This is a genomic window from Diaphorobacter ruginosibacter, assembly GCF_014395975.1.
Classification (GTDB): domain Bacteria; phylum Pseudomonadota; class Gammaproteobacteria; order Burkholderiales; family Burkholderiaceae_C; genus Diaphorobacter_A; species Diaphorobacter_A ruginosibacter.
Window position 1 is genome coordinate 5,075,865 of sequence record NZ_CP060714.1, and the last position, 18,785, is coordinate 5,094,649.

Here is an 18,785-nt window from a genome sequence, read left to right on the forward strand (position 1 = left end):
CCTAGCTAGTGTATTGGTGGGCAAATTATATCGATGAAATCATTATTTGGTATACCAAAGAATGAATGTGTATAATTTTTGGCATGAGTCATTCATCCCAACCATTCGGCTCGCTCGACGCCGACCAGCAGGCGCTGCTGGACGAAGCGGGCGCGATCTGGGCCAGCAACATCAATGCGCACCGCGATCTGGTGGTGAAGACCTATTCACCGCTGGTGCTGCGCACGGACAACGGTGGCATCGAAGTGGAGCGCGACATCCGCTACGGAGAAGCCGAGCGCCAGCGGCTCGATGTCTACAGCAGGGCCGAATGGCGCGGGCCGCAGGCCGCGCCGCGCGACGTGCTGATGTTCTTTCACGGCGGAGCCTTCATCCGCGGCAACAAGAGTGCCAATGGCGCCATCTACGACAACGTCACCTACTGGTTCGCACACCGCGGCTGCGTGGCCGTGAATGTGGAATACCGGCTGGCGGGCGATGCACCCTACCCGGGCGGCGCGGACGACGTGATCGCCGCCGTGCGCTGGGTGCAGCGGCACATCGCTGCCCATGGCGGGAATCCCGCGCGCATCTTCCTCATGGGCCATTCGGCCGGTGGATCGCATGTGGCCAGCGCGTTGTTCGATCCCGCGGTGAGCGACAGGCTCTCGGAGCAGGACATCCGCGGCGCCATGCTGATCAGCGCGCGCCTGACGGCCGATGTGCTGCCCGACAACCCCAATGCCAACGGCGTGCGCGCCTACTTTGGCGACGACGAGTCGCTGTATGTGCAGCGCTCGCCGTCGACCCATGTGGGCTGCAGCAACGTTCCCGTGCTGGTGGCCGTGGCGGAGCACGAGAACACGCATCTGGACCGCTATGGCCGGGAGTTCTTCGAGGCCGCGCAGCGGCCGCCTCGCGATGCGCTCTCGCGCTTTGTCGCGCTGCCGCGGCACAACCACACGTCGATCGTCGCGCACTTCAACAGCGGCGAGGAGACGCTGGGCCCCGAACTCATCGCGTTCATGCGCGATGCCTGAACGCGGCCTCCCGATATTTCAACGACCAGGAGACAGACACATGACCGACATCGCACAGCGCAGCCCCCAGGTCTTCGCGCCCGCGCTCACGCCCTTCAACGCCGACCTCTCGGTCAACTCCGAGGCCTTCATCGGCTTCTGTCGCTGGCTGGTTTCGCAAGGCGCGGGGCTGGCCGTCTTCGGCACCAACAGCGAGGCCAACTCGCTCGCGCTCGAGGAAAAGATCGCATTGCTGGAGAGGCTCGCGGAAGCGGGCATCCCCGCAGACCGCATGATTCCCGGAACGGGCCTGTGCGCCTTGCCGGAGGCGATTGCGCTGACGCGTGCCGCCGTGGCGCTGGGCTGTGCGGGCACGCTCACGCTGCCGCCGTTCTACTTCAAGCCGGCTTCGGACGACGGGCTTTTCGCCTACTACGCGCAGATCATCGAGGCCGTGGGATCCGATCGCCTCAAGCTGTACCTCTATCACATCCCGCAGTTCACGGGCGTGCCCATCACCTGTGCGCTGATCGAGCGGCTGATCACCGCCTATCCGAAGACTGTCGTCGGCATCAAGGACAGTTCGGGCAATTGGGAGAACACCGAACGCATGCTGCGCGAGTTCCCGGGCTTCGAGGTCTATCCGGCCTCCGAGGCGCTGCTGGAGAAAGCGCTGCCGCTGGGGGCCGCGGGATGCATCTCCGCGACCGCCAACGTGCAGCCGAACACGATCGCGCGTGCGCTCAAGGCATGGGGTACGCCGGAGTTCGATGCGCTGCAGGCCGAGCTCAAGGTGGTCCGCGGTATCTTCCAGGCGAAGCCGATGATTCCCGCCCTCAAGCACGTGGTGGCCAAGGCTTTCGGCGATGCCGGCTGGGATCATGTGCGCCCGCCCCTCGTGGCGGCGGATGCCTCCTGGGCCGAAGGCCTGATGGCGGAGCTCAGGGACGCCCGCTTCGACATGGGCGCGGGGCAATGAGCGACGCTCATTCGAGCACGCCTGCGCAGGCACTGCCCAGGCCGCTTGGCAACTATGCGCGCTGGCGAAGGCATGGCGACACCATCTACGTCGCGGGCGTGAGCGCGCGCATGCCCGACGGCGGCATCGACGGCGTGGTACGCACGGCGCAGGGCGAGGTGGCGTACGACGTGCCCGCGCAGACGCGCAGGGTGCTGCGGAACATCGAAGGCATTCTTCGCGAGGCCGGGGCCAGCCTGGCCGATTGCCTCGACCTGACGTGCTATCTCGTCGACCAGAAGGATTTCGCGGCGTTCAATGCGACATGGGCCGAATTCTTCGGCGAGCAGGAACCGCCGACGCGCACGACCGTGGTGGTCAGGGGACTCCCCCACCCGGACATGGCCGTCGAAATCAAGGCCATCGCCCGCGTGAACGGAAGCTGATCATCGCCGGTCCGCCGAGCGGGCGATCGATCAGGTCACCGTTCCGCGCTGGTGGAACTTCGGCTGGTCCCAGCTGTTGCTCTGCAGGATCTCCTTGAGCACCGCGACGGCGTTCCACACGTCCTCGAAGCCGATGTACAGCGGCGTGAAGCCGAAGCGCATGATGCTGGGCTCACGATAGTCGGGGATCACGCCGCGCTCGATCAGGGCCTGAACGACGGCGAAGCCGTGGGGATGCTCGAAGCCGACCTGGCTGCCGCGGTACTTGGTGTCGAGCGGCGTGTTCAGCGTGAGTGGAAAGCCGGCGCACTCCTGGTGCACCAGGTCGATGAACAGCGACGTCAGCTTGAGCGACTTCTCGCGCAGCTCCTCCATGTTGGTGTCGGCGAAGGTGTCGAGGCCATTCTCCACCAGCGCCAGCGAGGTGATGGCCTGCGTGCCGCACAGGTAGCGTTTCACGCCCTGGTGCGGGTCGTACTGCGATTCCATGGCGAACGGGCGGGCATGGCCCCACCAGCCCGACAGCGGCTGCCAGAAGCTTTCCTGGTGCCGTGGATGGACCCACAGGAAGGCGGGCGAACCCGGGCCGCCGTTCAGGTACTTGTAGGTGCAGCCCACGGCGTAGTCGGCGTTCGCGCCGTTCAGGTCGATGGGCACGGCGCCGGCGGAGTGGCACAGGTCCCAGACGGTCACGGCACCCACCTTGTGCACCTTGGCGGTGATGTCGGCCATGTCGTACATGTAGCCGGTCTGGTAGTTCACATGGGTGAGCAGCACCACGGCGACGTCCTCGGTCAGCGCGGCCTCGAGGCCCTCGACGCCGTCGACCAGCCGGAGCTCATAGTCGGCGCTGCCCAGCGAACTGAGCAGGTCCATCAGGCCCTGGGTGATGTACAGGTCGGTCGGGAAGTTGTTGCGCTCGGAGACGATCACGCGGCGCTGGGGTGCCTTGTCCTTCTGCAGGCGCAGCGCGGCGGCCATCACCTTGAACAGGTTGGTGGAGGTGGTGTCGGTCACGACGACTTCGTTGTCGTTGCCGCCCACCAGGCGCGCCAGCTTGTTGCCCAGCTTGCGCGGCATGTCGAACCAGCCGGCCGTGTTCCAGCTGCGGATCAGGCCCACGCCCCATTCCTGCGTGATGACGTCCTGCGCGCGCCGGGCCGAGGACCTGGGCATGGCGCCCAGCGAGTTGCCGTCGAGATAGATCACGTCCGCGGGAAGGTCGAACTGGTCGCGCAGTTTCGCCAGCGGGTCGCTCGCGTCCATGGCGCGGCAGTCGGCGAGGGTCAGTGTCTTGGATGTCATGAAGAGTCCTGTCGAGAAGAGATCCGCTGGAGGGCCGGATGGGGGCACTCCAGGAGATGGGAAACGGTGTTGAAGGGTGTCTGTGGTCCGGCAGCGTGCACCTGGTCGATGCACGCGTGCCGTTCCTCAGCCGGCCGGGCGTTCGCGCATGCTCTCGCGGCCAGGGGCGCTGCCGCGCCTGCGGCCCCCGCGCAGCGAAGGCAGGCCCAGCATGAACAGCACGAACAGGCCGGTGGCCAGTTTCAGGTCGGGCGGCGGCATGTTGGCAGCCAGGCACAGCGAGATCAGCTGATAGTAGATCAGCGCGCCGACGATGGGCGCGAGAAGCTGGCGGAACACCGTCTGGTTGCCGATGATCGCCTCGCCGATCATGAGCGCCGCAAGGCCGTTGATCAGCACGCCCAGGCCCATGTTGATGTCGCCGAAGCCCTGCGATTGCACCATCAGCGCACCGGCCATGGCCGAGAAGCCGCCCGCGATGCCGATGCCCACGATGGTGGCGGTCCACACGTTGATGCCCTGGGCCTCCGACATGTCGGGGTTGGCGCCGACGGCGCGCATGGCCGTGCCCTTCTCGGTCTTGAAGAAATAGTTGAACGCGACGAAGGCCACGGCCAGCAGCGCGCCGACGATGGCGATCTTGTTCCACGGCGAGCCGGAGTCGGCCACCGGAATGATGTCCAGGATGCTGTCGCTGCCGAACAGCGAAATGTTGGAGCGGCCCATGATGCGCAGGTTGATGCTGTAGAGCATCGTGGTCATCAGGATACCGGCCAGCAGCGTGTGGATGCGAAAGCGCAGGTGGATGTAGGCGGTGCAGCAGCCCGCGATGAAGCCCGCGAGAATGGCGATCGCCACGGCGAGCCAGGGATTCATTCCCGCCATGATGAGCACGGTGCAGACGCAGCCGCCCAGCGGGAAGGCGCCTTCCGCCGTCATGTCGGGGAAGTTCAGCACGCGGAACGGCAGCATGATGCCCAGCACCACGAAGCCCATGATCAGGCTTTGCGCAATGGTGACGGGGATCAGCGCGTAGAACGTCGAGAAGGTGGTCTGGATGAATTCGGTCATGGTGGTCAGCTCGCCAGCAACATGCGGTCGCTCTTGGTGGAGAAGTGGGAGATCAGGTCGGGCACGGTGAGGCCCTTTTTCTCTTCGGGGCCGATCTCCAGTTTCACGCGGCCCGCGTCCACCATGAAGACGCGGTGGCCGAAGTCGATGGCGTGCTGCATGTTGTGCGTGACCATCAGCACGGTGAGCTGGAATGCCTCCACGGCCTTCACGGTGGCCGCCATCACGAGGTCGGCGGTGCGGGGGTCCAGCGCCGCCGTGTGCTCGTCCAGCAGCAGGAGCTGCGGCGACGTGCTCACGGCCATCACCAGCGACAGCGACTGGCGCTGGCCGCCCGAGAGCAGGTCGACGCGCGCGTCGAGCCGGTCCTCAAGGCCCAGGCCCAGCACCGAGAGGCGTTCCTTGTAGAGCGCGCGGCGGGCGGCCGTGAGGCCCGGGCGCAGCGTGCGCTTTTGCACGCGCAGCTCGGCCAGCAGCATGTTTTCCGCAATCGTCATGCTGGCGGCCGTGCCCTTCATCGGGTCCTGGAACACGCGGGTGATGCGCTGCGCACGCTTGTGCACGGGCAGGTCGGTGACGTCCTCGTGGCCCACCACCACCGAGCCCGAATCGAGTGCCAGCGCACCGCTGATGGCGTTCAGCATGGTGCTCTTGCCCGCGCCGTTGGTCCCGATGATGATGCCGAACTCGCCGGTGCCCAGCTTCAGGTTCAGGTCGTTGAGTGCGATCTTCTCATCGGGCTTGCCCCGATAGAAGACCTTGCGTGCGTTTCTTACTTCCAGCATGACTGTCCTGTTTCTTCGTAGTCCTGGCCGGGCGGGTGCGTCGTCGCCGCCACCCGGCCGGAATCACGTTGCTCTTGATCGTTGGCCAGCCGGCATCAATCCACGAAGCACTTGCAATCGGCGATGGCCGGTGGCGCGGTCATCTTGAAGGCCTTGAGCGCGGAGCGCGACACCACGGTTTCGTGGTCGGCCAGCGTGGGCTTCATCGGCGCGATGTTCTTGGGGTCCTCGCCCTTGAGGATGCGCGCGGCGAGCTTGCCGGCGTTCTCGCCGACCTTCTCGTAGCGCACCGCCACGGCGGCCACCACCAGGCCCTTGTGCACCGGCTCGGGGTCGGCCCCCATCAACGGCACGCCGATCTGGCGCGCCGCGGCGGACACGGCAGGCGTGGCGGGCTGCAGCAGGTTGGAGGTGGGGTTGTAGAGCACGTCCACCTTGCCCTTGAGCGAGGTGATGCGTTGCTGGATGTCGTTGGCGTTGTCCACGCCCACCGAGACGATCTTGTAGTCGTTGCCCGCGCCGACCTGCTTGACCTTCTCGAGCAGCGCGACGTCGTTGGCCTCGCCGGGGTTGTAGGGCATGCCGAAGTTCTTGGAATTGGGCACCAGCTTGTGCGCGAACTGCATCACGGCGCCCATGTCCTGCAGGTCGGACGAGCCGGTGATGCCGTTGTCACCCTTGTCCCACGACGGTGTGAGCTTGGCGGCCACGGGATCGGTCACCACGCTGAACACGATGGGAATGCCCGAGTTCGCCAGCGCCTTCTTGGCCACCTGCGAGACCGGCGTGGTGATGGTCAGCATCAGCTTGGGCTTGCCGGCCTGCAGCTTGGCGATCATCTGCGGCAGCAGCGTGGCGTCGAAGTTGGTGTGGCTCAGTTCGTAGACCACGTCCTTGCCTTCCACGTAACCTTCCTTGGCCAGCTGCTTCTTGAAGCCGTCGACGGATTCGTTGAGCTGCGGGTGGTCGCCGAAGTTGGCGATGGCGATCTTGATGGGATCGGCCCAGACGCTGCCGCTGAAGGCCGTGACCAGGGCGCCGGCGATCAGGGCCTTGTTGAAGGTGGCGCGGGAGGTTCGAGTCATGCTTGTCTCCTGTGTTGCCCGGGTTCGAGGTGGCGGGCTATTAGGGTTGGATGGGAGGAACGTGCAATGCAAAAATAATATATAGTTTGCGGCATCGGATATTAAGTTACATACCAGATATATATCTTGGTATTTACCCTCGGATGAAAGGTATGCCAATGGCGACGACCCATGAAGGAGATTCCAAGACCGACGCGGCCTATCAGCTGCTGCGCCGCGAAATCCTGGCCGCCAGATTGCCTGCCGACACGGCGCTGCGCCCCACCGCGCTCAAGGCCACCTACGGGCTGAGCTGGACTCCGGTGCGCGAGGCGCTGGCGCGGCTGGAGGCGGAGCGCCTGGTGGTCTACCGGCGCAATCGCGGATTCGCCGTCGCCCCAGTGTCGAGCGAGGAACTCGACGACCTGCAGCGCGCGCGCCAGGCCATCGAGTTGCCGCTGCTGAAGGAAGCCATAGAGAACGGCGATGCGGAATGGGAGGCCACGCTGGTGGCGGCGCACCATCGCCTGATCCGCTGCACCCTGCCGGTGGACGATCCCTCGGATGAAACCCTGAGCCAGTGGGAAAACCTGCATGCGGCCTTCCACCAGACGCTGCTGAGCGCGGCCGTCTCCAAGTGGCTGCTGCGCTTCCAGGCGCAGATCCATGAACAGCTGCAGCGCCACCACCGCGTGCTGGCGATCCTGCCGGTGTTCCGGAACAAGGAGGCCAACGCGCAGGAGGCATTCGATGCGCTGCGCAACGCGATGAGCCCGGAGCATCACACCGAGCTGCTGCAGGCCGTGCTGGACCGCGACGTGGACCGGGCGCTCATGCTGATGGCCGAGCACGCGGGTACGACCATGGACGTGTTCGAACGCACCAGCGCCGTGCAGGAGCAGCTTGCGCGGCGCAAGGAGACAACCGCCGCTCCGGCCGCCAGGCCTGCCGGAGGGAAGGCGGCAAAGGCCATGAAGGCCGCGACGAAAACACCCGCGCCGGCGGCGAAGAAGGTGGTGGCAGCCAGGCCGGCGACAGCTACCCCGGCGGCCCGCAGAAAGCGCGCCGCGTAAAGCGGCTGCGGCGGCCGCGACGAAGAAGAACATCGGACAGGAGACAGGCCCGTGAAGCCACAACGCAACCAGCCCCGGCGTCCCACAATGGCGGAGATGGCCGCCGCGCGCGAGCGCATCGCGCCCTACGTGCGCCGCACCCCGCTCATCGACCTGGGCCTGCCGCTCGCGGACCGGCGCGTCTTCGTCAAGCTGGAGACCCTGCAGCCCATCGGCGCGTTCAAGCTGCGCCCGGCGCTGTCCGCGCTGCTGGCGCGCGAACGGCACGCGCTGGCGCGGGGCGTGGCCGTCGCCAGCTCGGGCAACATGGCCTACGGCACGGCATGGGCCGCACGGCAGCTGGGGATTCCGATGGCGGCCTACATGATGGCCGATGCGCCTCTCACCAAGATCGAGGGGGTGCGCAGGCTCGGCGGCGACGTGCGCTTCATCACCGGCGAGACCTGGTGGGACTACATCACCGAGGAGGATGCGCCCGACGCGCCCGAGCTGCTGATCAACCCGGTCACCGACAACGGCGTGCTGGCAGGCAACGGCTCCATCGGCCTGGAGATCCTGGAAGACCTGCCGAGGCCCGACTGGGTGCTGACGCCGATCGGCGGCGGCAGCCTTGCCACCGGCATCGCATCGGCCATTCGCGCGCTGCAGCCGGGTGTGAAGGTGCTGGCGGTGGAGGGCGAGCATGCGGTGCCGGCCACCGCCGCGCTGGCCGCTGGCGGCGTGGTGCAGGTGGAAGCCCGCAACTCGTTCATCAAGAGCATCGGCGGCCCGTCGGTGGTGCCCGCGCTGTGGCCCATCGTGCGCGATCTGATCGATGGCACCAGCGTGGTCACGCTGGCGCAGGTGGTGGAGGCCATGCAGCTGCTGTTCGCCAAGGCCAAGGTGGTGGCGGAAGGGGCTGGCGCCGCCTCGCTGGCAGCGGCCCTGCACGATCCGCGCGTGAAGGGCGACGTGGTCTGCGTGATCTCGGGCGGCAACATCGATGCGGCGGACTATGTATCGGTCCTGAACGGACAGGTGCCTGTCGCGAGGTAATACGAGAGGACGCGAGACGATGCGAGGTGGTGCGGGGCCGGGCCGGCCCCGCCCACATGGCGCATGCGCGGAATCGGTTACGCTTGCATGCACCTGCCTTCCCACGCACATGCACGATCCTGAACTCCAATCCGGCCTGGCGCTCGCGCGGCGCCTGCGGCTCCAGCAACTGGCCATCTTCACCAAGGTGATCGAGTCCGGATCGGTGCTGGCGGCCTCGCGCGAGCTCGCGATGACGCAGCCCGCCATCAGCAAGTCGATCCAGGACCTCGAGCAGCAACTGGGCGTGACGTTGTTCGAGCGCAGCAAGAAGGGCATGGCCCTCACCGACGTGGGGCGGCAGTTCGAGCACCATGCCAAGCTCATGCTGTCCCAGCTGCGCTATCTCTCGGAAGACCTCGCTTCGTGGAAGTCCGGCACGGCGGGGCACCTGATCGTCGGCACGCTGATCGCCGCGTCGGCCACCATGCTGCCGAATGCGCTCGGCATGCTCCGGCGCATCGCCCCGCAGGTGGTGGTGACGGTGAAGGTGGGGGCAAACTCCACGCTCTATCCGATGCTGCTCAAGGGCGACGTGGACATCGTCCTGGGCATTCTTCCCGAGGATGCCAGCGTGTTCCTGCCCGACCGCCGGGGGCTGAGCTCGCTGCGCCACGTGCCGCTCTACGAGGAAGGGCTGAACGTGGTGGTGTCGGCCCAGCATCCGCTGGCCCGGCGGCGCAGGCCGGTGTCGCTGGCCGAGCTCCATGATCTGGAGTGGATCGTTCCCACGCGCGATTCGGCCACCTACCGCGCGGTGCTCAAGTTCTTTCGCGAACAGCAGCTGCCCATGCCCGAGCATGTGATCGAGTCGGTGTCCATCCTCACCAATCTCGAGCTGATCGTGCAGTGGAACATGGTCTGCATCATGCCGAGCTCGGTGGCGCGCCGCTTCGAGGCGCTGGGGCTGGTGAAGGTGCTCGCGTTCGACCACCTGAGCGAGGCCACGTCGATGGGATACACGATCCGCTCCGACCGTGAGCAGAGCGTCATCGTGCAGAGCTTCATCCGTGCGTTGCGCGAAGCATCTGCCCAGGAATGACAACACGGTGTTTGTATTCCTGCGGTTTATAACAACGCGCCTCGAATTCATTATCCAGGCCGACGTCCGCTGAATACAGTCTCCTCATCGGACCGCCCGGCGCAGCGCGGGAGTCCAAGGAGACAGACATGCGACAGATCGACCTGCAGCGCGCCTCGGACGAGGCGCCGTTCACCCGTTTTCACTGGATCGTGCTGATCTGGTGCGCACTGGCCATCGTGTTCGATGGCTACGACCTGGCCGTGGTGGGCATTGCCCTGCCATCGATCATGAAGGACATGGGGGTCGATGCCACGCAGGCCGGCTTCATGGCCAGCTCCGCGCTGTTCGGCATGATGTTCGGCAACGTCGTGTTCGGCGGCCTGTCGGATCGCTACGGACGCCGCCTGGTGATGTGCCTGTGCATCGCGATCTTCAGCCTGTTCACGGCGCTGGCGGGGCTGATGCGCGATCCCGTCTCGTTCAGCATGATGCGTTTCATCGCGGGCCTGGGCATCGGCGGCGTGATGCCGAACGTGATCGCGCAGATGACCGACTATTCGCCTTTGCGCATGCGCAGCACGCTGATCACGCTCACGTTCAGCGGCTACTCGGTAGGGGGCATGCTGGCGGCCATCCTCGGCAAGGGGCTGATAGAAACCTATGGCTGGCAGACGGTGTTCCTTGCGGCCGCCGCACCCGTGGTGCTGCTTCCGCTGATCTGGCTGCAGATGCCCGAGTCGCTGGGCTTCATGCTGCGCAAGGGGCAGACCGAACAGCTCAAGCGCGTGCTCACCCGCATGAACCCTGGCTACGCGCCCCGGGACGACGACCGGTTCGTGCTGTCGGGTGCGGCCGCGGGCGCCGCGGAGGAGGGTGCCGGCCGGCAGTCGGCCTTCGGCGAGCTGTTCTCGCAGGGGCGGGCCTTCAGCACGCTGATGTTCTGGCTGACCTGCTTCATGGCGCTGTTCATGGTGTATGCGCTCAACTCGTGGCTGACCAAGCTCATGGCGCAGGCCGGCTACAGCCTGGGCTCGGCGCTGACCTTCGTGCTGGTGCTCAATGTGGGCGCCACCGTGGGCGCCGTGTGCGCGGGCTGGGTGGCCGACCGCCTGCACATCAAGCTGGTGACCTTCCTGATGTTCGTGATGGCTGCCGTGGCGATCACGCTGATGGGCCACAGGCTGCCCACGCCCGCGCTGTTCCTGGTGGTGGCGATCGCGGGCGCCTGCACGATCGGAACGCAGACCATGACATGCGCCTACTGCAGCCAGTTCTATCCCACGACGGCGCGTTCGACGGGCGTCGGCATGATGCTCGGAGTGGGCCGGGTCGGTGCGATCCTGGCACCCATCGTGATCGGCATGATCGTGAACATGGACCTGCCGCTTGCCAGCAATTTCATGGCGATCGCGATCCCGGCCATCGTGGCGGCCTGCAGCATCCTGCTGGTGCAGCACGGCCGGTCCGACCTGGTGCGCAGCCGTATGGGCAGTGCCATGGGTTGAATCCCTGCATGTATTCCTTTCAGGAATATTTTGGCGAATCGAATTCATTATCCAGCCGCCCCCGCCCTGCCTAGACTGCAAGGCATCGGACCGTTTTCGTGGAGAGAAGAAACATGACGCAAGCCCCGCGCTTTGGCCTGCCCCGTACCCTGGCATCGCTGCGCAACTACGTGGACGGCCAGTTCGTCGAGACCGGCAAGACCTTCGACAACGTCAGCCCGCTCGACGGCACCCTGCTGGCCAAGGTGCATGAGGCCGACGCGGCGCTGGTGGACCGTGCCGTGAAGGCGGCGCGCAAGGCGCTGAACGGGCCCTGGGGCGCGATGAGCGTGCAGGAGCGCGCACAGCTGCTGTACAAGGTGGCCGATGTGATCGAGCGCCGTTTCGACGAGTTCGTCGCCGCCGAGGTGGCCGACACCGGCCGACCGATCGCGCAGGCGCGCGCCCTCGACATCTACCGCGGCATGGCCAATCTGCGCACGTTCGCGGACCTGGGCAAGGTCGCCAACGGCGAGTACTTCGAGACGCGCCTTGCCAACGGCCAGGACCTGATGAACTACACGGTGCGCAAACCGCTCGGCGTGGTCGCGAGCATCTGCCCATGGAACCTGCCGCTGCTGTCCATGACATGGAAGGCCGGCCCGGCCCTCATCTGCGGCAACACCATGGTCGTGAAGCCCTCGGAGGAGACGCCGTCGTCCGCCACGCTGCTGGCCGAGGCCTTCGACGAGGCCGGCGTGCCGCCCGGCGTCTTCAACCTGGTGCACGGCTTCGGCCCGGGCTCCGCGGGCGAGGCGATGACCCAGCACCCCGGCGTGGATGCCGTCACCTTCACCGGTGAATCGCGCACCGGTGCCGCCATCATGAAGGCCGTGGCCGATGGCGTGAAGGACATCTCGTTCGAGCTCGGCGGCAAGAACGGCGCCATCGTTTTCGAGGACTGCGATTTCGACAAGGCCGTGGACGGCATCGTCAAGTCGAGCTTCACCAATTCGGGCCAGGTGTGCCTGTGCTCCGAGCGCGTGTTCGTGCAGCGCTCGATCTTCGACCGGTTCGTCGCCGCGCTCAAGGCCCGGACGGAGGCGCTCTCCATCGGCTGGCCCGACGAGGAGGGCGTGTTCATGGGATCGCTGATTTCCCACGAGCACCGCGACAAGGTGCTGTCGTACTACCGCCTGGCGGTGGAGGAGGGCGCGACCGTGGTGACCGGGGGCGGCGTGCCGAAGTTCGGCGACGCGCGCGACAACGGCGCCTTCGTCCAGCCCACGATCTGGACCGGCCTTCCCGATACCGCGCGCTGCATGCGCGAGGAAGTTTTTGGCCCCGTCTGCCACCTGAGTCCGTTCGACACCGAGGAAGAAGTGATCGCCCGCGTGAACGACACGGCATACGGCCTTGCGGGTTGCGTGTGGACGACCAATCTCTCGCGCGCGCACCGTGTCTCGCGCCAGTTCCACGCGGGCATCGTGTGGATCAACACCTGGTTCTCGCGCGACCTGCGCACGCCGTTCGGCGGCTCCAAGCTCTCGGGCATCGGTCGTGAAGGAGGGCGCTACTCGCTCGACTTCTACTCCGAGACCACCAACATCTGCGTGGCGATCTGAGCATGATCGAGCGGATCACCGCCACCCGCGGGCCCCAGCCGCGTTTCCTGTATACGCCCTGTGTGAAAAGCGGCCCGATGGGCATCGTCTCGGGCATGGTCGCGCTGGACCCCGACAGCGGCACGCTGATCGATGGCGACGTGGCCGCGCAGACGCAGCGCATCTTCGACAACCTGCTCCTCGCGTTGCCCGAGTATGGCTTTGCCATGCAGGACCTGGTGCTCGCTCGCATCTACACCACGTGCATGGACCAGTTCCCGCGCATCAACGCGGTGTGGGAGAGACAGTTCGCCGACACCCCGCCGCCCGCGCGCACGTCGGTCGGCGTGAGCGCGCTGCCGCTCTCCGCACAGATCGAGATCGAATTCATGTTTCACCGAGGCTGACGCCTCCTGACGAGAACACTCCATGCCGACGAACGAACAACTCCAATCCATTGCCGACCGCCTGTGGAAGGCCGAGCAGAGCGGAACGCCGATCGCGCCGATCCGTGACGACATCGCGGCGCTGGGCGGCGACAGCATCGCGGCGGCCTATGCCGTGCAGCAGGACATCACCGCGCGCCGCCTGCGGCAGGGACACAGGCTCGTGGGGCGCAAGATCGGTCTCACATCCCGGGCGGTGCAGAAGCAGCTCGGAGTGGATTCACCCGACTTCGGCGCGCTGTTCGCCGAGATGGCCGTGGGCGACGGCGAGGAGATCGCCTGGAGCCGCCTCATGCAGCCCAAGGCCGAGGCCGAGATCTCGCTGGTGCTCGAGCGCGACCTCACGCACGAGCGCCACACGGTGGCCGACATCATGAGCGCCACGGCCTATGCGGTGGCGTCCATCGAGATCGTCGGCAGCCGCATCGCCAATTGGGACATCCGGCTGACGGACACTGTGGCCGACAACGCGTCCTCCTCGCTGTTCGTGATGGGAACGCGCCCCGTGCAGCTCGCAAGGCTGGACCTCGCCGCCTGCGGCATGCGCATGGACTGTCGCGGCGAGCCGGTGTCGGTGGGTGTCGGGGCGGCGTGCCTCGGCAATCCGCTGAATGCGGCCGTCTGGCTGGCCAACACCATGGTGCGCATGGGCACGCCGCTGCGTGCCGGTGATGTGGTGATGACGGGGGCGCTGGGGCCCATGGTCGTGGCCAGGCCGGGTGATGTGTTCACCGCGCAGATCGAGGGACTCGGCTCCGTGAGCGCCGTGTTCGGCAACCAGCAATGACAGTGGAGAGCCAGACCATGAGCAACCAGAAGATCGCGCAAGTGGCGCAGGTGCTGGACGACGCCGCGCGCCATGCGGCCGAGGTCGACCAGTTTGCAGCAGGCCATTTCACGCTGGAGGAGGCGTACCGCATCCAGCGCGCGTCGATAGAGCGGCGCGTGCAGCGCGGCGAGAGCATGGTGGGCATCAAGCTCGGCTTCACCAGTCGCGCCAAGATGATCCAGATGGGGGTGGACAGCCTGATCTGGGGCCTGCTCACCGATCGCATGGTGGAGGAGGAGGGCGCAGTGGTGGACCTTGCGCGCTACATCCATCCCCGCGTGGAGCCCGAGGTCTGCTTCGTCACGCGCCGCGTGATCGACGGGCCGCTCACGGCACTCGAGGCCGTGGACTATCTCGAGGCCGTCGCGCCCGCGATGGAGCTCATCGACTCGCGCTACCGCAACTTCAAGTTCACGCTCGAGGACGTGGTCGCGGACAACTGCTCGTCGGCCGGGCTGGTGGTGGGCCCGTGGTCGCGCAACTTCGATGCGCTGTCCCATGCCGGCGTGCGCATGCAGATCAATGGCCGGAATGTCCAGGTGGGCTCCACCGCGGCCATTCTGGGGCAGCCGCTACGCTCCATCGTGCAGGCCTCGCGGCTGTTGCACGATGCCGAAATGAGCCTGCCCGCCGGCTCGCTCATCATGGCCGGCGCCGCCACGGCCGCGGAGGCGCTGGCGCCCGGCGTGACCGTGGAATGCCACATCGGCAGCGGTGCCACGTCGCTCGGCTCGGTGATGTTCCACACGGCGGCCGCCTGACGCGGCCGGCAGCAGACACGGTACCGAAGGAGACCATGAAGATGTCCGACAACCAGATCAAGGCCACGGTGGTGCAGGGCAAGGCCACACCGCGCGGCAAGTTTCCGCACATCAAGCGGGCAGGCGATTTTCTCTATATCTCGGGCACGAGCTCGCGCCGCACGGACAACACGTTCGAGGGCGTGCAGGTTGATGCCATGGGCGTGACCAATCTCGACATCCGAGCGCAGACGCGTGCGGTGATCGAGAACATCCGCGACATCCTGAAGAGCGAGGGCGCGGACCTGGCCGACCTGGTGGAGTGCGGCGTGTTCCTTGTGAACATGAACGACTTTGGCGGCTACAACGAAGTCTGGGCGGAATACTTCGACTTCAGCGGCCCTACCCGTACCACGGTGGCAGTGCACCAGTTGCCGCACCCGCACCTGCTCATCGAGATCAAGGGCGTGGCCTATCGCCCGCTCGCCAAGTGAACCGCACTCCCAAGGAGACAGACACCATGCTCAAGTACGGACGCGCGCTCAACTTCAAGCGCTGGATCGACGAGAACGAGCACCTGCTCAAACCACCCGTGAACAATGCCCAGGTCTGGAAGGACGGCGACTTCCTGGTGACCGTGGTGGGCGGACCCAACGGCCGCTCTGACTTCCACGACGACCCCATCGAGGAGTTCTTCTACCAGTTCAAGGGCAACGCGCACCTGGTGATTCTCGACCGCGGGAAGTTCGAGCGCGTGGACCTGCGCGAGGGCGACATCTTCCTGCTGCCCAAGCATGTGCTGCACTCGCCCCAGCGCCCCGAGGCCGGCAGCCTGTGCCTTGTGGTGGAGCACACGCGCCGCCCCGAGGAACATGATGCTCTGCAATGGAACTGCGCTTGCTGCGGTCATCTCATCAAGCGCTACGAGTTCGGACTGCAGAGCATCGTGCTGGACCTGCCGCCGGTGTATGAACAGTTCTACGCCACCAGCGAGCAGGAGCGCACATGCGCCGGCTGCGGCACGGTGCATCCGGGACGCGGGTACCAGGAGTGGCACAGGCAGCTCGCGACCTCGAAGGTCAATACCGCCGCCGGGAACGCCGGAGGAGCCTCCGCATGATCGACATGCATTCGCATTTCTTCCCGCTGATCACACGGCAGGAAGCCGCTGCGGTCGATGCCGAGCTGGCACCGTGGATCGCAGTGGAGCCCGGCGCTGCCGAAGGCCAGATCATGGTGGGCGACAAGCCGTTTCGCCCCGTGTACGAGGCGCTGTGGGATCCGGATTTCCGCTTGAGGGAAATGGATGAACAGGGCATCAGCGTGCAGATCGTCTGCGCGACGCCGGTGATGTTCGGCTACTCGTGGGAGGCCGCGAAGGCCGCCGACTGGTCCGCACGGATGAACCAGAAGGCCGTGGAGTTCTGCGCGAAGCACCCCACGCGGTTCAAGCCGCTGGCCCAGGTGCCGCTGCAGGACCTGAAGCTCGCCTGCGACGAGGCATCGCGTGCCATGAAGGCGGGCTGTGTGGGCGTGCAGATCGGCAATCACGTCGGCGACAAGGACATGGACCATCCGGACATCGTCGACTTTCTGATCCACTGCGCCGAGAACGGCATCCCGATCCTCGAGCACCCGTGGGACATGATGGGAAGCCCCGGGCGCATGAAGAACTGGATGTTGCCGTGGCTCGTGACGATGGCAGCGGAGACGCAGCTGTCCATGATGTCGCTGATTCTCTCCGGCGCCTTCGAGCGCATTCCCGAATCGCTGAAGATCTGTTTTGCCCACGGCGGCGGAAGCTTTGCCTATCTGCTGGGCCGGGCCGACAACGCATGGAAGCACCGTGACATCGTGCGCAAGGACTGTCCGCGTCCGCCCTCGGAGTACGCACGCCGCATGTTCGTGGACTCGGCCGTGTTCGATCCAGGGGCGCTCAGGCTGCTGGTGGACGTGATGGGCACCGACAACATCATGCTGGGCTCCGACTATCCCTATCCACTCGGCGAGCAGCGCATCGGCCAGCTGGTGAAGGATGTTTCCTTCCTGGACGCGGCGCAGCGCGACGACATCCTCGAGCGCAACGCGCGCAAATTCTTCGGCCTCGACCCCGCCTGATCAGGCCCGAGGTTCGCACCGGCGGGGCCTTCCCTGCCGTGCGCCGACCCCGTGCCGGGCACCACCAGGTGCTCCGGCCTGCTTCGCCCCGTTCATTGCAATGATGGATTTCGACTTGGTATACCAAGTTGGGCTACCTTTCTTTTCCTGATTCATTGTGCCTCCAGGTGTGCCATGGAGCGTGCCGTCGCCGTGTGCTTGAACGCAGTCCGAATGAATGCCTCTGATGGCTCCTGGAACGCGGAAAAGTGCCTTGAAAAAAGCACTTTTCGGGGAGATATGACCTGCATGGGTACGTGCCATCCGATGCCGAAAAGAGACGCTACCCGGTGCGTTTGACATGGAATTTCATGCTCGTTTTCACGTAGATATTCTTCATTCCAACGATATCTGATTGCATGAAGAATATTTTGTTGGTATACCTAACACTGTTGATGTATTTTTTGATGGATTGATCGCCTGATCTGCCGTCTCACGCATCCGTAAGGAAGCCGGATGCGGCCCTCGCAAGAGGGTGAGCCGGACCATGGAAGACACATCGACACAGGTGAACGGAGTACAGGCATTGCGAGACATCCGGAGCATCGGAAGGCCGGACGGAAAGACGGAAAGACGGAAAGACGGAAAGACGGAACAACACAAGACAGGACAGGCTCCCGCGCGTTCCCCGACGTGCCGGACGAACAGAAAAATCATTCAACTGGAGACTTATCACACATGAAGACAAACAAGAGACTGGTGGCGGCCGCGGCTCTGCTGCTCGTGGGCGGCGCGGCATTCGCGCAATCGAAGGTGTCGCTCTCGGGCTTCGTCGACCTGAATCTGGAATACCTGAAGGATTCGGGCAAGAACGGTTCGCTCAAGCGCATCAGCAGCGGGGGGCTGAACAACTCGCGCTTCAACATCAGCGGCATCGAGGACCTGGGTGGCAACAGCCGCGCCTACTTCACCATCGAGCCGATGTTCTCGGCTGACACGGGCGAGATGAACTCCCAGTTCCGCCAATCGTTCGTCGGCCTGCGCGGCGACTGGGGCGATGTCACGATGGGTCGCCAGTTCACGCCGTCCTTCTGGGTGGCGGGATATGCCGATCCGAACTGGGCATCGGCCTACAGCATGGTCAACGCCATGCAGTTCTTCTACGCCTCGTACCGGGTCGACAATGCCCTGCAGTACAGGACACCGAACTTCGGGGGCCTGACGGGGCGCTTCATGTATGCCTTCGGCAAGGAAGACGGCTCGAAGGCCGGCCGCTTCATGAGCGCGGCGGCAGAGTACCGCAGCGGCCCGCTGTTCGTCGGCTTCGCCGCCGAGAAGATGTACCAGCGCGACGTCTTCAACAAGACGGAAATGCGCAGCGCGCGCGACAACTACCTGTCGGCCACCTACCGCATCGGCAGCGTCGAGCCCACCTTCGTCTTCCACACCTACGATGGCTACTATGCCTATCCGCCTTACGTCGGCTTCACCTCCAAGGGCTGGGACACGCAACTGGGCGTGCGCTGGAACATCACCGACCGCACGCGCGTGCATGCCAGCTACGTGCACCGCAAGGACGACAAGAACGTGGACATCGGCACGGCCGACGGCCTGACGCTGGGTGTGACGCATGGCCTGTCCAAGCGCACGGATGTCTACATCCTCGCATCGCACGTGAAGAACAAGAAGGACGTGGCGCTGGCCTACCCCGTGAGCTGGAGCGCCAGCCCCTCCGCGGGCCAGAGCCCGACAGGCATTGCCTTCGGCATCCGCCACGCGTTCTGATC

Annotated in this window: 19 protein-coding genes; 15 read left to right on the forward strand and 4 right to left on the reverse strand. The window is 65.5% G+C overall.

The genetic code is table 11. The features are described 5' to 3' along the window. Window positions 1–83 precede the first annotated feature (83 nt). The 3 genes from H9K76_RS22880 to H9K76_RS22890 are packed head-to-tail and all read left to right on the forward strand — an operon-like array spanning window position 84 to window position 2,402. Window positions 84–1,019, forward strand: a complete 936-nt coding sequence (locus tag H9K76_RS22880; RefSeq protein ID WP_187597527.1) for an alpha/beta hydrolase — start codon at window positions 84–86, stop codon at window positions 1,017–1,019. 40 nt (window positions 1,020–1,059) lie between these two features. Then, window positions 1,060–1,977, forward strand: coding sequence for a dihydrodipicolinate synthase family protein (locus H9K76_RS22885; protein ID WP_187597528.1), 918 nt, complete (start codon window positions 1,060–1,062; stop codon window positions 1,975–1,977). Beyond that, window positions 1,974–2,402, forward strand: coding sequence for a RidA family protein (locus H9K76_RS22890; protein WP_187597529.1), 429 nt, complete (start codon window positions 1,974–1,976; stop codon window positions 2,400–2,402). The genes H9K76_RS22885 and H9K76_RS22890 overlap by 4 nt, the downstream gene beginning before the upstream one ends. Before the next feature lie 30 nt (window positions 2,403–2,432). Here H9K76_RS22890 and kynU read toward each other — a convergent pair whose 3' ends face one another. The 4 genes from kynU to H9K76_RS22910 form a co-directional block, all read right to left on the reverse strand. Continuing rightward, a complete protein-coding gene (kynU, locus tag H9K76_RS22895) occupies window positions 2,433–3,707 on the reverse strand; it encodes a kynureninase (protein ID WP_187597530.1) in 1,275 nt (424 codons plus the stop codon). 126 nt (window positions 3,708–3,833) lie between these two features. Further along, window positions 3,834–4,778, reverse strand: coding sequence for an ABC transporter permease (locus tag H9K76_RS22900; protein ID WP_187597531.1), 945 nt, complete (start codon window positions 4,776–4,778; stop codon window positions 3,834–3,836). A gap of 5 nt (window positions 4,779–4,783) precedes the next feature. After that, window positions 4,784–5,563, reverse strand: coding sequence for an ABC transporter ATP-binding protein (locus tag H9K76_RS22905; protein WP_187597532.1), 780 nt, complete (start codon window positions 5,561–5,563; stop codon window positions 4,784–4,786). Between the two features lie 95 nt (window positions 5,564–5,658). Further along, window positions 5,659–6,648: an ABC transporter substrate-binding protein gene (locus H9K76_RS22910; protein WP_187597533.1), complete on the reverse strand. Its 990-nt coding sequence runs from the start codon at window positions 6,646–6,648 to the stop codon at window positions 5,659–5,661. Window positions 6,649–6,806: 158 nt separating this feature from the next. Here H9K76_RS22910 and H9K76_RS22915 point away from each other — a divergent pair, with 158 nt between their 5' ends. From H9K76_RS22915 to H9K76_RS22970, 12 genes are all read left to right on the forward strand, one after another. Next, window positions 6,807–7,700, forward strand: a complete 894-nt coding sequence (locus H9K76_RS22915) for a GntR family transcriptional regulator (protein WP_187597534.1) — start codon at window positions 6,807–6,809, stop codon at window positions 7,698–7,700. Between the two features lie 51 nt (window positions 7,701–7,751). Further along, the gene (locus tag H9K76_RS22920; protein ID WP_223196267.1) at window positions 7,752–8,735 is read left to right on the forward strand and encodes a pyridoxal-phosphate dependent enzyme; all 984 of its coding nucleotides are present in this window, start codon (window positions 7,752–7,754) and stop codon (window positions 8,733–8,735) included. Window positions 8,736–8,844: 109 nt separating this feature from the next. Beyond that, window positions 8,845–9,816, forward strand: a complete 972-nt coding sequence (locus H9K76_RS22925) for a LysR family transcriptional regulator (protein WP_187597535.1) — start codon at window positions 8,845–8,847, stop codon at window positions 9,814–9,816. 128 nt (window positions 9,817–9,944) lie between these two features. Further along, complete coding sequence (locus H9K76_RS22930) at window positions 9,945–11,303, forward strand: MFS transporter (protein WP_187597536.1); 1,359 nt, start codon at window positions 9,945–9,947, stop codon at window positions 11,301–11,303. A 113-nt stretch (window positions 11,304–11,416) separates the two neighbouring features. Further along, the gene (locus H9K76_RS22935) at window positions 11,417–12,907 is read left to right on the forward strand and encodes a 2-hydroxymuconic semialdehyde dehydrogenase (RefSeq protein WP_187597537.1); all 1,491 of its coding nucleotides are present in this window, start codon (window positions 11,417–11,419) and stop codon (window positions 12,905–12,907) included. Between the two features lie 2 nt (window positions 12,908–12,909). Further along, complete coding sequence (locus H9K76_RS22940) at window positions 12,910–13,293, forward strand: RidA family protein (protein ID WP_187597538.1); 384 nt, start codon at window positions 12,910–12,912, stop codon at window positions 13,291–13,293. 22 nt (window positions 13,294–13,315) lie between these two features. Beyond that, entirely contained in the window at window positions 13,316–14,119 is an 804-nt protein-coding gene (locus H9K76_RS22945; RefSeq protein WP_187597539.1) for a 2-keto-4-pentenoate hydratase, read from the forward strand. Window positions 14,120–14,136: 17 nt separating this feature from the next. Then, entirely contained in the window at window positions 14,137–14,922 is a 786-nt protein-coding gene (locus tag H9K76_RS22950; RefSeq protein ID WP_187597540.1) for a 2-keto-4-pentenoate hydratase, read from the forward strand. Window positions 14,923–14,963: 41 nt separating this feature from the next. Further along, the gene (locus H9K76_RS22955) at window positions 14,964–15,395 is read left to right on the forward strand and encodes a RidA family protein (protein ID WP_187600806.1); all 432 of its coding nucleotides are present in this window, start codon (window positions 14,964–14,966) and stop codon (window positions 15,393–15,395) included. Window positions 15,396–15,421: 26 nt separating this feature from the next. After that, a complete protein-coding gene (locus tag H9K76_RS22960; protein WP_187597541.1) occupies window positions 15,422–16,021 on the forward strand; it encodes a 3-hydroxyanthranilate 3,4-dioxygenase in 600 nt (199 codons plus the stop codon). Further along, entirely contained in the window at window positions 16,018–17,019 is a 1,002-nt protein-coding gene (locus H9K76_RS22965) for an amidohydrolase family protein (protein WP_187597542.1), read from the forward strand. The genes H9K76_RS22960 and H9K76_RS22965 overlap by 4 nt, the downstream gene beginning before the upstream one ends. Window positions 17,020–17,736: 717 nt before the next feature. Continuing rightward, window positions 17,737–18,783, forward strand: a complete 1,047-nt coding sequence (locus H9K76_RS22970; RefSeq protein ID WP_187597543.1) for a porin — start codon at window positions 17,737–17,739, stop codon at window positions 18,781–18,783. Window positions 18,784–18,785: the final 2 nt, after the last annotated feature.

Bases quoted from the DNA above. Each gene is read 5' to 3' on its own strand.
- H9K76_RS22880 (WP_187597527.1), top strand. From the start codon at position 84: ATGAGTCATTCATCCCAACCATTCGGCTCGCTCGACGCCGACCAGCAG.
- H9K76_RS22885 (WP_187597528.1), top strand. From the start codon at position 1,060: ATGACCGACATCGCACAGCGCAGCCCCCAGGTCTTCGCGCCCGCGCTC.
- H9K76_RS22890 (WP_187597529.1), top strand. From the start codon at position 1,974: ATGAGCGACGCTCATTCGAGCACGCCTGCGCAGGCACTGCCCAGGCCG.
- kynU (WP_187597530.1), bottom strand. From the start codon at position 3,707: ATGACATCCAAGACACTGACCCTCGCCGACTGCCGCGCCATGGACGCG.
- H9K76_RS22900 (WP_187597531.1), bottom strand. From the start codon at position 4,778: ATGACCGAATTCATCCAGACCACCTTCTCGACGTTCTACGCGCTGATC.
- H9K76_RS22905 (WP_187597532.1), bottom strand. From the start codon at position 5,563: ATGCTGGAAGTAAGAAACGCACGCAAGGTCTTCTATCGGGGCAAGCCC.
- H9K76_RS22910 (WP_187597533.1), bottom strand. From the start codon at position 6,648: ATGACTCGAACCTCCCGCGCCACCTTCAACAAGGCCCTGATCGCCGGC.
- H9K76_RS22915 (WP_187597534.1), top strand. From the start codon at position 6,807: ATGGCGACGACCCATGAAGGAGATTCCAAGACCGACGCGGCCTATCAG.
- H9K76_RS22925 (WP_187597535.1), top strand. From the start codon at position 8,845: ATGCACGATCCTGAACTCCAATCCGGCCTGGCGCTCGCGCGGCGCCTG.
- H9K76_RS22930 (WP_187597536.1), top strand. From the start codon at position 9,945: ATGCGACAGATCGACCTGCAGCGCGCCTCGGACGAGGCGCCGTTCACC.
- H9K76_RS22935 (WP_187597537.1), top strand. From the start codon at position 11,417: ATGACGCAAGCCCCGCGCTTTGGCCTGCCCCGTACCCTGGCATCGCTG.
- H9K76_RS22940 (WP_187597538.1), top strand. From the start codon at position 12,910: ATGATCGAGCGGATCACCGCCACCCGCGGGCCCCAGCCGCGTTTCCTG.
- H9K76_RS22945 (WP_187597539.1), top strand. From the start codon at position 13,316: ATGCCGACGAACGAACAACTCCAATCCATTGCCGACCGCCTGTGGAAG.
- H9K76_RS22950 (WP_187597540.1), top strand. From the start codon at position 14,137: ATGAGCAACCAGAAGATCGCGCAAGTGGCGCAGGTGCTGGACGACGCC.
- H9K76_RS22955 (WP_187600806.1), top strand. From the start codon at position 14,964: ATGTCCGACAACCAGATCAAGGCCACGGTGGTGCAGGGCAAGGCCACA.
- H9K76_RS22960 (WP_187597541.1), top strand. From the start codon at position 15,422: ATGCTCAAGTACGGACGCGCGCTCAACTTCAAGCGCTGGATCGACGAG.
- H9K76_RS22965 (WP_187597542.1), top strand. From the start codon at position 16,018: ATGATCGACATGCATTCGCATTTCTTCCCGCTGATCACACGGCAGGAA.
- H9K76_RS22970 (WP_187597543.1), top strand. From the start codon at position 17,737: ATGAAGACAAACAAGAGACTGGTGGCGGCCGCGGCTCTGCTGCTCGTG.